Annotated in this window: 11 protein-coding genes; 10 read left to right on the top strand and 1 reads right to left on the bottom strand. The window is 48.6% G+C overall.

Going from position 1 to position 13,210, the window contains the following annotated elements:
- Window positions 1–199: 199 nt before the first annotated feature.
- The 10 genes from LBQ97_06515 to LBQ97_06560 all read left to right on the top strand — a co-directional run bounded on the left by LBQ97_06515 (window position 200) and on the right by LBQ97_06560 (window position 10,958).
- Window positions 200–1,753 (top strand): sigma 54-interacting transcriptional regulator, encoded by a 1,554-nt coding sequence (locus LBQ97_06515; GenBank protein MDR1832363.1) that lies wholly within the window; start codon window positions 200–202, stop codon window positions 1,751–1,753.
- Window positions 1,754–1,981: 228 nt separating this feature from the next.
- Complete coding sequence (locus tag LBQ97_06520; protein MDR1832364.1) at window positions 1,982–3,349, top strand: DUF1446 domain-containing protein; 1,368 nt, start codon at window positions 1,982–1,984, stop codon at window positions 3,347–3,349.
- A 1-nt stretch (window position 3,350) separates the two neighbouring features.
- The gene (locus LBQ97_06525) at window positions 3,351–3,683 is read left to right on the top strand and encodes a hypothetical protein (protein MDR1832365.1); all 333 of its coding nucleotides are present in this window, start codon (window positions 3,351–3,353) and stop codon (window positions 3,681–3,683) included.
- Window positions 3,684–3,701: 18 nt separating this feature from the next.
- Window positions 3,702–4,982 (top strand): hydroxymethylglutaryl-CoA reductase, degradative, encoded by a 1,281-nt coding sequence (locus LBQ97_06530; GenBank protein ID MDR1832366.1) that lies wholly within the window; start codon window positions 3,702–3,704, stop codon window positions 4,980–4,982.
- An 84-nt stretch (window positions 4,983–5,066) separates the two neighbouring features.
- On the top strand, window positions 5,067–5,483 hold the full coding sequence (locus LBQ97_06535; protein MDR1832367.1) for a MaoC family dehydratase: 417 nt from the start codon (window positions 5,067–5,069) through the stop codon (window positions 5,481–5,483).
- Window positions 5,484–5,515: 32 nt separating this feature from the next.
- The gene (locus LBQ97_06540; protein ID MDR1832368.1) at window positions 5,516–6,289 is read left to right on the top strand and encodes an enoyl-CoA hydratase/isomerase family protein; all 774 of its coding nucleotides are present in this window, start codon (window positions 5,516–5,518) and stop codon (window positions 6,287–6,289) included.
- A gap of 140 nt (window positions 6,290–6,429) precedes the next feature.
- Window positions 6,430–7,914, top strand: coding sequence for a hypothetical protein (locus tag LBQ97_06545; protein MDR1832369.1), 1,485 nt, complete (start codon window positions 6,430–6,432; stop codon window positions 7,912–7,914).
- Window positions 7,915–7,939: 25 nt separating this feature from the next.
- Window positions 7,940–9,139, top strand: a complete 1,200-nt coding sequence (locus tag LBQ97_06550; GenBank protein ID MDR1832370.1) for a CoA transferase — start codon at window positions 7,940–7,942, stop codon at window positions 9,137–9,139.
- 38 nt (window positions 9,140–9,177) lie between these two features.
- The gene (locus LBQ97_06555; protein MDR1832371.1) at window positions 9,178–10,047 is read left to right on the top strand and encodes a transketolase; all 870 of its coding nucleotides are present in this window, start codon (window positions 9,178–9,180) and stop codon (window positions 10,045–10,047) included.
- On the top strand, window positions 10,035–10,958 hold the full coding sequence (locus LBQ97_06560) for a transketolase family protein (GenBank protein ID MDR1832372.1): 924 nt from the start codon (window positions 10,035–10,037) through the stop codon (window positions 10,956–10,958). Before LBQ97_06555 ends, LBQ97_06560 begins: the two co-directional genes overlap by 13 nt.
- 243 nt (window positions 10,959–11,201) lie before the next feature.
- Here LBQ97_06560 and LBQ97_06565 read toward each other — a convergent pair whose 3' ends face one another.
- Complete coding sequence (locus tag LBQ97_06565; protein MDR1832373.1) at window positions 11,202–13,073, bottom strand: FAD-binding protein; 1,872 nt, start codon at window positions 13,071–13,073, stop codon at window positions 11,202–11,204.
- Window positions 13,074–13,210 lie beyond the last annotated feature (137 nt).

A 13,210-nucleotide genomic window follows, 5' to 3' on the forward strand; every position in this document is an offset into this window, starting at 1 on the left:
CGGTGAAAGGGATTGTCGTTTGCGTTTTTTCTTCCCATAGTATAGCGGATTTTTCCGGATTTGTCCATGAATTTATCGCAAATCAAGCGGTTGTTGAAATAAAGTCATGGACATTTCCGCCGGCCTCATGTAAAATATAGATAAATCAAAGGGCGGCCGCCGCGTGACAGCGGAAAAAGCGCGCTAAGAGGGGGAGAATATGAAACTTGCGGAAATCGTACGACCCAAAAAAGATCTTCCTGTCAGAAAATCCAAACTCTGGGGCAACCTCGATATCATGGAGCTCTCGGAGGAGAGCCTCCGCGGCCCCGCCGATGTCGTTTCCGTCCTCAACGACGCCGGGGAGGTTATCGGCGAGATCAACCGCGAGGACCTCATTTATCTCGCAAAACGGAACCAGGTCACAAGATTCGCCAAAGTTCTGGATTACATGGACGAAGGCGTCGTGGCGATCGACGACAAAGGGAGGATTTTTTATCTGAATAACGCCTATTCCCAAATATTGGGTATTCCACGCTACAAAGTCATCGGGAAATATATGCCTCAGATCGAAACCGGAGCGCTTTTGAACAAAGTGCTTGAAACCCATGAGTCCATCTCCAAGGACAAGCAACTGATTTCTTCGATCAACAAATATGTTTCCATGAGAATTTTTCCCCAATTTTCCGGGGGAGCCTTCGCGGGCGCGATTTCCATTTTCAAAGACGTCACGGAACTCAATACGATGAATCACGAAGTCCAGCGGATGAGCGACGTGATCAAGGAAGTCACCCGGAAACTGGACTATCAGGAGGCCTTCAAAAACCTCGGGATTATTACGCAAAACAGCGAATTTATTAAGGTACTGGAAGTCGCCAATATCGCGGCCAAAACCGACGTCACGGTACTGATCCGGGGAGAAAGCGGCGTCGGGAAAGAAGTCATGGCCAAGTTGCTGCATTCCGGAAGCAACCGGAACAATTCCCCGCTGATCACGGTAAATTGCGCCGCGATTCCCGAGCATCTCTTTGAGAGCGAGCTTTTCGGCTATGAAGCCGGCTCCTTTACGGGCGCGAGTAAATCGGGTAAAATCGGGAAATTTCAGCTGGCGGACCAGGGAACGCTTTTCCTCGACGAAATCGGCGACCTGCCGTTACCGATGCAGGCGAAACTCCTGCGCGTCCTGCAGCAGGGGGAGATCGAAAAGATCGGAAGCGCCAACGCGATCCCGGTGGATGTCCGGATCATCACGGCGACGAACAAGCCCCTTGAGGACTTGATGAAAGCGGAGAAATTCAGGGAGGATTTGTTTTTCCGCCTGAACGTCATTTCCCTGAATATTCCGCCGCTGCGTGAGCGAAAAGAGGATATTCCGCTCCTCGCCAATCATTTTCTGGGGATTTACAACAAACGCTACAAAAAATCCCTGACGATCTCCGCCGAAGAATACAGCGACATGATGCAATATGACTGGCCCGGCAATATCCGACAGTTGCAGAATTATCTCGAGAGAAGCGTGATCCTGGGAACCGCGACCATGGGAGACATGATCCTCAAACCCGAAAACGGAGCTACTCCGGATGCGGGTTCGCACGCCGCCCACCCCGTCGACCGCTCGCTTTCGCTCAAAGATCAGCTCAAACGCTGTGAGAAGGAAATTATCGAGCAGACTTTGCGGGAGCAAAACGGCGACCGGCAGAAGACCATAGAAGCGCTGAAAATCAGCAGGCGTACATTCTACCGGCGCTACGGGCAACTGAAGCAGGCGCCATGATTGACACTAATGACAGTTTTGACACTGAAAAATGCCATATTTGGCATTTTTTCTTTTTTTTGCCGCCGATGGAGCGTTTTTCTCTGTGAATTGAACTGCCTGATTTACGGGATTTCGGCCGATATGGCCGACAAAACGCCGATTGGTATAAAAATTGCTTTATCTGAATATAACAGATGTTTCTACCGAAAATAAAGCCAAAGGAAAAGACGGAATCAAGGAGGTCCCATGAAAACAATTCGTATCGGCGGCGGTCAGGGGTTTTGGGGGGACAGCCCGGACGCCGCCATTCATATGGTCCGCGCGGGCGACATTCAGTACCTCGCCTGTGACTATCTGGCGGAGCTGACCCTCTCGATCATGCAGCGGCAAAAGCTGAAAAATCCGAAAGCGGGCTTTGCCAGCGATTTCACCCAGCTGATCCGGGAAATCGGTAAAGAGGCCTATGAAAAAAAGATCCGTATTCTCTCCAACGCCGGCGGCATGAATATTCAGGGCGCCGTCGACGCCCTCCGGAGCATCGCGGAAGGGCAAAACATGCGCGGTTACAAGATCGGCTACGTGACCGGCGACGATCTTCTTGAAAAGCTGCCGGAATTGCTGCGGGAAGGACGGACATTCCCCAATATGGATGACGTCGGGGATTTCGATGAGATCAAGGACAAAATCGTCAACGTCAATGTGTATTACGGCAGGGAGCCGCTGATGGACTGCCTGCGGGAAGGGGCTGATCTGGTCATTACCGGACGCGCCACCGATTCGGCGCTGTTTCTGGCCCCGCTGGCCTATGAATTCGGCTGGGGGGACAAGGATCTGGACGATCTCGCCCGCGGCATCATGGTGGGTCACCTGCTGGAATGCGGCGGGCAGGGCGCCGGCGGCAATTTTGACTACGATTGGCGGTCCGTACCCGCTATGGACAATCTGGGCTTTCCGATAGCCGAAGTGACCGAGGATGACCTGCACATTACCAAAGCGCCGGGTTGCGGGGGATTGATCTCCGAACAATCGGTCAAAGAACAATTTTTGTACGAAGTGCATGATCCCGCCAATTATATTACGCCGGACGTGACCGTGGACATTTCCCGCGCGACGATTGTCAATGACGGCGACAATTCCGTCCGGATCGGCGGCGTCAGGGGAAAGGAAAAGCCCGAAAAACTCAAGATGTGCATCGGCTACCACGCGGGATACAAAGTGGCGACCTACCTGCCCTTTGCCTGGCCGGACGCCTATGAAAAAGCGCGATACGCGGCGGAAATCCTCATGAAGAAAATGAAAAGAAAGAACCTCCGCTACGAGGATATCCGCATTGATTATTTGGGTCTCAACGCCCTTCATCTCGATGTCGCCGAATATGATGAGGAGTTGATCAAGCGGCTGAATGAAGTGGTTCTCCGGATCGCGATCCGCGTGAAAGACAAGGAAGAAGCGAAGAAGCTGATCCCGGAAATCTCACCGCTTCAGCTGAACGGCCCCCCCGGCGCTTCGTTTTTCGGGGGGCGATCCCAAATCCAGGATGTCATCGGCCTGTGGCCCGCGCTGATCGACAGAGACCTCGTCACCCTCACGTCGCATATGCTGGAGGTGAAATGATATGGCTCTCGTCTATTTGAACACGCTGGCCCACGGCCGCTCCGGCGACAAAGGCGACACCAGCAATGTGTGCGTTTACGCGAGGGACCCGAAGGACTATCCCTTGCTGAAACGGGTGCTGACGGCCGAGCGGGTGAAAGAATACTTCGGCGACATGGTCAGGGGAGAAGTGATCCGCTATGAGGTGGAGACGCTGCACGGCTTCAACTTTGTGATGAAACACGCGCTGGGCGGCGGGGCGACCCATTCCCTGCGCCTGGATTCCCTCGGAAAATCCATGGGATCGGCGTTTATGCGAATGAAAATCGATACGGACGATCCGTCCGGAACCTGAATGAGGAGGCAGAAAATCATGAGTACCAGTATCATTCCCGGATTTTATCAGATGACGCCGGCGGAACGGGCGCTGAAAATCGGTGAACTGACCGGCCTTTCCGCGGACGAGCTGCGGCTGATCACGGAAAAAGACGCCTTATCCCTTGATTTGGCCGATCATATGATCGAAAACGTCATCGGGACATATTCGTTACCGATGGGAATCGCGCTCAATTTTCTGATCAACGGAAAAGAAGTTCTGATTCCCATGGTGACCGAAGAGGCCTCGGTCGTGGCTGCGGCATCCAACGCCGCGAAAATGGCAAGGGCGGGCGGCGGGTTTTCCGCATCCTTCACCGGTCCCGTGATGATTGCGCAAGTCCAGATCATCAATGTTCCGGATCCCAACCACGTGAAGAATGTGATTTTGCAAAACAAGGAAACGATCAAAGAAATCTGCAACGCCAAAGATCCGGTTCTTGTGCAATTCGGCGGCGGGTTTCATGATCTCGACGTCCGCGTGATCGACACCATCCGCGGAAAAATGGTCATCGTTCATCTCCTCGTGAACGTGGGCGACGCCATGGGGGCAAATGCCGTCAACACCATGGCCGAGGCCGTGGCGCCTTATCTGGAGGAAAAAACCGGATACAAGGTGGATTTGCGGATTCTATCCAACCTCGCCGTATACCGCCTGGCCCGGGCGAGCGCGGTCTTTACGAAAGCCTCGCTCAGCAAGACCGGGGATCCGGCCGACGGCGCCGATGTCATTGAGAAAATCCTCGACGCCTACGCCTTTGCCGAAGCGGATCCTTTCCGAGCCGCGACCCACAACAAAGGCGTCATGAACGGAATCAGCGCCGCGGTTCTTGCCACGGGAAACGATACGAGAGCGATCGAATCGGGCGCTCACGCCTATGCCGCCTTCAAAGGCCGCTACACGACGTTGACCACCTGGGAAAAAACCGGCGGCGGAGATCTCACCGGGACGATCGAAGTCCCCATGGCCGTGGGCCTGGTCGGCGGCGCAACGAAAACCCATCCGGGCGCGCGGGCGGCGGTAAAAATTCTCGGCGTAAAAACGGCGGCCGAGCTGGCCATGATCTTCGCGGCCGTGGGATTGGCGCAAAACCTGTCGGCCATTCGGGCGCTGGCCACCGACGGCATCCAGAAAGGACACATGAAACTTCATGCCAGAAATATTGCGGCTTCCGTGGGAGCCGCGGGTGAGACGCTGGAAAAAATCGTGTCGCAAATGATCGCGGACAAGAACATCAACGCGGTATACGCGGCGGAACTTTACGCAAAATTCAAGTAAGCGGGTTCTTATCTGACGTCAAAAACCTTCATAACAGAAAAGTCAGGAGACAGGAGATGGAAAATGAAGATAGAATCATATAGTATGAACGAATTAACAATTGGCCAAAGCGCGTCTAAAACCAAAGTATTCAGAGAAGAAGACGTTCTGGTATTTGCGGGTTTTACAGGAGACATGAATCCGGTACATATCAACGAAGAATTCGCAAAAACTACTAAATTCGGGCGCAGGATAGTTCACGGTCCCTACGTATATACACTTGTCGGCAGCGTTTTGGGGCAGCAGCTTCCGGGGGGCGGGTCAGTTTATGTCAGTCAAACGCTGAAATTCAAATTTCCGGTTTTTGTTGGGGATACAATCACCTGTACGCTGACGGTTACGGATAAAAATATAGAACGGAATCGTTTGACTTTGAACACGCTTTTAACCAATCAAGATGGTGTTGTAGTAATCGAAGGCGAGGCTGTGACCATGCCCAGACTTGAAAAAAGCGATTCTTGATAAAAAGTTCCTGACTGAATGAGGAGGCGGACATGGCAGGTAAAGTCAATCTGGTTGTCGAAGGATTCATCGCGCTAATTACGATCAACAATCCTCCGATGAATCCCCTTGACATTGAAGTAATGGATGGAATTCGCAATTCTTTTGAGCATCTGTACCTGGAAGAGGACATCCGCACTGTAATAATCACCGGTAACGGCAAATCTTTTGTGGCCGGTGCGGATATCAAAGAGCTCAAGCGTTGGACGCCCGAATCTTCCATGATACTCAATGGAAAGGGACAGGCGCTGGTCAATTTGATAGAAAATTATCCTTCTCCGGTTATAGCCGCCATTAATGGATACGCATTGGGCGGTGGGCTGGAAATCGCTCTCGGTTGTGACATTCGATTGGCTTCCGAAAAAGCAAAGTTAGGTCTTCCTGAGGCCAAACTCGGTATTATCCCTGGTTACGGAGGGACAGCGCGCCTGTGCCGCGCTGTAGGAATCGGGCAGGCAAAAAAAATGATGTATACGGGTTCGCACATCACGGCCGATGAAGCGTTCGCTATCGGATTGGTGCAAGAAGTTCTTCCTTCCGAAAAGCTTTTAAGCCGCGCGATGGAAATTGCTCATGCGATAGCTGAAAATGCTCCGATAGCAGTTCGCGCCATAAAACGTATCGTCAACATTTGTCGCAACAAATCTGTTGAAGAGAGCCTCGCGGCTGAACTTTATGCTGCTCGGGACTGCTATGCATCTGCAGATAGCGGGATAGGGATTGATGCCTTTATCAACAAAGAGATCCCCAAATTTCACGGTAACTAATACATTATAAGGAGGAAAGTATGATATTGGGAATGCCTGCATTTACATTTTTCATCTTTTGTATTATTTGGCCGGCGCCGGTGATCATCTCGGCAATAATTGCTTTTAAGTCCAAAAAAGGGAAAAAATAGGAGGATTCAATGTTAACCATACAAATTGTAATGATCGTTTACATCGCCATTTGCGCCGGTATCGGCATTTATACTTCCAAGTATCAAACCAATGCCGAAGAGTTTTATGTCGCCGGCAAGCGTCTTGGCCCTGTTGTGCTTGGGCTTGCCATTTCCTCGACCATTATGAGTGGCATGGGTTTTGTCGGATCCATCGGCGGTATTTACCGTGACGGTTACGCACCAATGACAATAATGATTTTTGCGACTGTCGGCACGATGATTTCATACCTTTTGTTGGCGGAACCTTTGCGCAGGGTCTCAGGTAAATTTGGATATATTACATTGGCCGATTTCGCTTACAATCGCTTTGGAAAAAGCGAAGGTACCCGTCTTGTTGTTACACTATCGACAATTATTGCTGTTACCGGTTATATTATGACCAATCTGGCCGCTCTTGGTACTGTAGTTGCTCTTGTCACTGGTTGGAGTTATTTTACGTCTCTCACTGTAGGCGTTATCGTTGTTGGTGTTTATGTTCTTCTTGGCGGTATGCTTGCCGCAGCGCTAACCGATGCTTTTCAGAGCATTTTGATGATGTTTCTTGGCGTCGCTTTTGCCGTTGTCGCGATTTACAATTCCGGTGGTATGACCAGCATGAATGAGGTTCTTGGTCGGGTAAAAGACCTCAACACGTTTATCAGACCCGGGACTGGATACGGATGGATTTATTTTATCGGAACAGCCCTCATGTACGGATTTGGTGTAGGCGGCCAACCACATGTTGTCAATAAATTTTATCAGATTAATAAAAAAAGCCAATGGAAGACATCAATGTTTATAGCCACCCTGTCTTACTTTCTGGTTGGAGCGAGTCATATTGCCGGCCTTGGAGGCCGCGCCGGTACGATACTTGGTAAATTTCCGGATACGCTGGCAAACGTTAACAACATGTCTTCTATTTTTGCCATGCAATATTTTCCGCCAATCGTAGCGGGGATTCTGTTGTCGGCTATAGTCGCCGCCATGATGTCTACCTGTGACTCCCAAGTCGTTACCGTAACTTCGGCACTGTGCCGTGATTTCATTCTTCGATACATCTACAAAAAAAAGTTGTCGGATAAACAGGAGATGCTGGCCACCCGTATTTGTATAGGCGCTATAATTCTTATTTCATATCTGCTTGTTTTCCGCCCACCGACATTGATTATGTGGATGGGGAATGGCGCTTGGGGTATTGGCGCTTCTGTGCTGATTCCGATTCTCGTCCTCGGTTCTCGATGGAAGCGTGGCAACAGGATTGCCGCCATTGTAGCTGGATGGGTAGGTATCGCTGGCTCTTTCGGTCTGGTTGTATTGAGCTCGCTCAAGCTCATTGTTTTGCCGGTTAACGCGGCTGTTATCGGAACAATTTGTTCTACTGTCGTATACATCGTCATGACTTTTGCTTTGCCTGACGAACCCAATGAGCTGGTAACGATTCTCCATGACAAGAGCGAAGTGGATTCTGATTAATCAATACTTTTGAAGGGAGGAACGCATGAATGCCTTAGAGGATTTGACTGTAATTGATCTGACCCGTTTTGCGGCAGGCCCATTTTGTACTTTGCAGTTGGCGGATTTGGGAGCGAAAGTGATCAAAGTGGAATCGAAAGATTCCGCCGATGAAGCACGCAATTTTACTCCCTTTTTGGGAGAAGGAGATGAACGGATCAGCGGATATTTTGTTCAGTATAATAGAAACAAAAAAGGAATTACGCTTAATCTACGGAGTGACGAAGGAAAAAAGTTGCTTTTACGTATGCTGGAAAAAGCGGATGTTCTCGTAGAAAACTATCGTCCAGGCGTGATGAAAAAAATGGGACTCGATTTTGAAACCTTACATAAAATCTATCCGAAACTGATTTTCGTTTCCATCAGTGGTTATGGACAAACGGGTCCATATATTGACCGCCCTGCCTTTGACAATTGCGCGCAGGCCCTCAGCGGTATCTGGTCGACGACCGGATACCCTGACCGGCCGCCCTGCAGGGTCGGTACGATTATCGGTGATTTGGCCGCATCTCTTTATGGTTGCATCGGTGTGCTGGCCGCACTGCATCACGTAAAAAATACCGGCGAAGGACAATACGTTGACGTGTCGCAATTGGATTCGACGCTCTCCTTGACAGAGATGATGGTCGTCAACTATCTCGTAGCAGGGAAGATTACCCGTCCTCTGGGAAATGATCACCCCTTCGTTATGCCTTACAGCGCCTTTAAAGCAAAAGACGGGTATATTTTTGACGGTGGTTATACGGATAAATTTTGGCGATTGCAATGTGAATTTTTCGGCGAACCAGAATTGGCCGATGATCCCGAAATTGATACCATGGTCAAACGACATGTAAGGAGTACCTACGAGCGGCGCGTTAAGCCAAAGCTTGACGAATGGATTGCCCAATACACCATCGCGGAACTTATGGAAGGACTTGGAGATAAAATCCCTATGGCGCCGATATTGGATGTAACCGGCGTAGTGAAAGATCCTCAGATACTATCACGCAATATGATTATCGAAAAAGATTATCCCCAAGGCAAGGTAAGCGGTGTCGGTCAGCCGATCAAGCTCAGTCAAACTCCAGCGGATACTTCAGGGTCGGCGCCTGCTGTCGGCGAGCATAACAGGGAAATTTATCTTGACTGGCTGGGACTGAGTAAAGAGGATCTGCAATCCTTTGAAGAACGCGGTGTTATTTGACTGAAGTAATTTCTACAGGAAAAGTGGGAAGGTAAAACATGCAAAACCTAAAGACAAAGGAAGACTATATTGCATATCTTAAAGAAAAGGCCCGCGAAATACGGATAAAAGGCCTGAAGTTGATTACTGCGGGTAACATTGGTCATCCTGGGGCGACCCTCTCATCAGCGGATTTATTTGCAGCGTTATATTTTAGCGTACTTTCCATAAATCCTGCTAACCCCGCATGGGACGGAAGAGATCGCTTCATTTTGTCTAAGGGGCACGGATGTCCTCCGCTTTATGTTGCTCTTGCCATTAAGGGTTATTACTCTTGGGAAGAACTCCTTTCAACCTATGGAAAACTCCATAGCCGTTTCCAAGGACATCCTGACATGAAAAAGACGCCTGGCGTTGATATGACGACGGGGTCCTTGGGACAAGGTCTGTCCGTGGCGGTTGGGATGGCCCTTGCTGCCCGTCGCGACGGCAAGAAACACAGGGTTTATTGTATGCTTGGCGATGGCGAACTGGACGAAGGCCAGATTTGGGAAGCCGTAATGTCCGCCGCCCATTATAAACTGGACAACATAATTGCTATCGTCGATTACAATAAAATTCAAGCAAAAGGGCCGGTACACGAGATTATGGGACTTGAACCTCTGCCGGCAAAATGGGGATCCTTTGGATGGCAAGTGATAGAAATAGATGGTCACGATATGGAGAACATCCTCGACGCCTTTTATTTGGCCAAAAATCGATATAATAACGGCAAACCGATTGTCATTATAGCCCATACAGTAAAGGGGAAGGGTGTGTCTTTCATGGAGAATACTCCAGAATGGCATACACACGCCCCCAGCAAAGAACAGTTGGAAGCCGCGCTTGTCGAACTATCCGCATACGGAGATTATAGATGGAAGAATTGAGAGAAGTATTTGCTAGAGAATTGATCGAGTTGGGAAAAGAATTTCCCAATCTGTATGTCATTGATGCTGACCTCAAAACATCTACCCGGACTGTTTTATTTGAAGATGCCTATCCAAGGCGATTTATTCAGGCTGGAATTGCCGAACAAAATATGGTTGGCATTGCCGCTGGACTCGCTCTCGAGGGTAAAATTCCTATCGTATGTACTTTCGCCAACTTTCTAGCGTCAAGAGCTCTTGATCAGGTTTATACATCAGTCGCGTATCCAGGCATCAATGTCAAATTTGCCGGAGCTTATAGCGGCATTTTGACGGGCAAACTCGGGGCAACGCACCAAGCCATTGAAGATCTCGCAGTCATGAGGGGAATTCCGGGTTTGAGAATTGCCGCCCCCGCTGATAGTTGGGAATTACGATCGGTTATGCGTAAATCTGTCGAATATAATGGACCGGTCTATTTTCGTGTTGACAAAAACAAACCAGAACTGGAATTTACCATGGGCTTTCCTTTTGAATGGGGCAAAGGTCATGAAATTTTGCATGGAACCACGGCAACCTTAATCGGAACCGGCATCGCTTCCCGTTGGGCATTTGAAGCGGCAAGCGCTCTGCATGAAGAGGGAATAAATGTTCGTTTCTTGCACATGCCCTCGATCAAACCTTTTGATGATGAGTTGGTACTTAAAGCGGCAAAAGAAACAGGAATATTGATAACCATCGAAAACCACAGCATTATCGGTGGTCTTGGCGGCGCAGTATGCGAAGTGGCGTGCCGCGAGCAGCCAGCGAAGGTAGTGCGTTTGGGGGTCAAAGATATGTTTTGCGAAACCGGTTCGGACGTGGAATTGCAGGAAGAGTATAACCTTACAGCGAAGGATATCACAAAAACAGTTAAAAGTCTTTTAAAATGAATTTCGGAAAATCAACGGATTTATACTTGATTTAAGTGAGTCAATCCAGACCTTATTTATTGTGATGTTTCGATAGTCCATTTGCGCTATCATTTAATCCTCCGGCTTCCCCGGTCATTTGCTGATCGGGGAAGCTTTTTTCATCAAGACTAACGAAAAATTTTGAAAAAACCACAAGCCAAAATGGGGCAGTCAGTTTGATGGGCGACCCGGGGATTTGCTTAACTGATAGAAAATGACAACTTATTTTGCCTTATTGACGGCATCCTGAACTGCTTCCATGATCCCTTTACTTGTTATTGAAGCTCCAGCGATAACATCAACTTGATTGCTTTGAGCGGCAATAATGCGTTTTGGAATTTCCACGAGAGCTCTGTCGGCTATGCCAACAGTTTCGCTGTTGCTTACGACTTCGATTGCTCCTATTCTGCCGGAAGAATAGGTTATTTTTACGACTATTTCTCCGCCAATTCCAGTTCCTCTTCCGATGTATTCATCTTTTTGGGTATCGATCACTTGAACTACAGGTCTAAGGTCCACAGGTTTCTTTCCTGCCAGAGCACTGTCTGCCGGTGTATCATTTTTAGGCGTCGCTGCGTTTTTTCCGGCTTCGCGCCCTGTAAAAGCACATTCGCCCAAATTACCGCCGCCATTATAGATGTCTGTGTAAAAAGAGCCGAATTCACCTGCACTGTAAAGGTGGGGGATGGGATTACCCCAAACGTCTAAAACTTCGCATTTTGCATTCCGTTTAGCGCCACCTTGAGTATTTGTGAGGCTTGCCTGTAGCGGAAACGCATAATAAGGCGCTGTGGCAATCGGTTTCAGGTATTTAGAATCAACATGGAAATCCGGATCATAACCATCAGTGCAGTAATTATTGTAATCTTGCACAGTTTTTTCCAGTTTTTCTGCTGGGATACTCATTTTCTCCGCTAGCTCTTTTATTGTATTGGCTTTGATGACCCAGCCCTTCGCTAGTTCTTCCTTAAATCCGGAGCTCCAAGTGAAATAAGGAACTACACCGCTTGATCGTGCTGTTTCATCAAATATACACCAAGCGTTTTTCGGGACGAGGAGGCTGAAAAAGGTGCCGGATTTATTGACATGTCCGTGGCGGGGGGCCACGGTTTCACTCATAAAACGCGTTCCATCGGTTCCAACATTGATTGTATTGACACTTGTAAAACCTGTTGCAGAGCGAGATTTGACTGGGACAGTAAAATAATAGCCAGCCGCGACTTTCGTCTCTGGTACAATGAAATTTACATCTGGACCCGCGAGAGCGCTCATGTGCCAGAGATCAGCTCCAACGTCTATTGCCATTTTAACGCCATCACCAGTATTGTATCTCGCGGCTTTGGAAAAGGCGTTTTGAAGTTGAGCGTAATTTTCAAGCATTTCATCATTGTTTTCAAAACCGCCCATTGCCATGACGACGCCATTTTTTGCGCGAACATTGTAAGATTTGCCTTTGTTTTCAATTTTTACTCCGTGAACAATGCCGGTATTTTTATCTTGTATCAATCGGGACACAGGAGTGGAGTACCACACATCTATTTTATCAGCGCGGTCAACAACGTTTTTTCTTAAGAACTGCCAGAAAGATGAAGTCCACCAACCATCTATCGTATAACCTCCCATGCCCTTACCGCCAAACTCGGGAAATTCAATATAATCAAACCACACAAGTCTGGCGGGGTCAACTCCAAGTTTGATGAGCCAGTCTTTGTTTGCCATGAGGCCATCTACAATAAATTCAAGAACTTCGTCACTTTGGTTATTGTAATCCGATCTGAGCGCTTTATAGTAAGCAAGGGCGCTTTCCCTATCGGTCGGCGAAAGAATAAATTGACCGGCGTATTTTGTATTGCCACCTTCTTCTCCAAGCGGAGCCTTTTCCAAGATGAGAACTTTGGCGCCGAGATCAGCGGCAGTGATCGCCGTGACCGCACCAGCGCCTCCAAAACCAATAACAACCACATCATATTCGGCGTCCCATGGTAACGAACTTATAAAATTATCTTTGTTTGGAGCGGCGAAGGTGACAATCGCTAAGAATGTGAAAACAACCGATAACGTCCAGATGTTTTTAAAGATTTTGCAAATTTTCATACGACATCCCTCCTTGAAATAATGACTGCAAGATTCAAAGAAAAACCATAATTCCGCCAATAGCATATTACTATATATATGGCTTGATGTCAATATGGGCTTTTCGAAATTAGATTGAAAAAAAGTCATACGGTGAG

The organism is Fusobacteriaceae bacterium (assembly GCA_031272775.1).
GTDB lineage: Bacteria > Fusobacteriota > Fusobacteriia > Fusobacteriales > Fusobacteriaceae > JAISST01.